1 pseudogene is annotated in these 416 nt (G+C 69.0%); it reads left to right on the forward strand.

Annotation, left to right across the window (positions count from 1 at the left end):
* Nucleotides 1–416 (forward strand): annotated as a pseudogene (locus tag KVT32_RS28880) (integrating conjugative element protein); the annotation flags it as partial.

Below are 416 nucleotides of genomic sequence, written 5' to 3' on the forward strand. Positions count from 1 at the left end.
ACCGCGAGTGGCTTTCAGCAGATCATGAGCAGCGTGATCCAGAGCGCGACCTGCGCGGTTGCATCGCTGCCGGCGCTGATCATTCAGCGCTCCGATCCGGGCCTGTCCAACCTGCTGACCAACGGCGTGCTGCAGGCGCGGCTGGACTTCGACCGCTCCAAGCTGACGTGCCGCGCCATGGCGGAGAAGATGGCCGAGACTGCGGGGGGCCAGCTTGGCTGGGGCCAGATGGCCGAAGGCATGGCCTTGCGTGACGCGGTTGGCAGCAACGATGCCGTGTCGGGCGTCGAGCAGGCCGAGACGCGCCGCGGCAACGACAGCCTTCCCTGGGTGGGCGGCAGCAATGCCGGTGGCGCAGGCCAGTCCGCCATCCGCGTGGACGGCGACGTCACCCGCGCGGGCTACAACCTGGTCAA

The sequence above is a fragment of the Achromobacter sp. GbtcB20 genome (genome assembly GCF_019091095.1).
GTDB classification, from domain to species: Bacteria; Pseudomonadota; Gammaproteobacteria; order Burkholderiales; family Burkholderiaceae_B; genus Achromobacter; species Achromobacter mucicolens.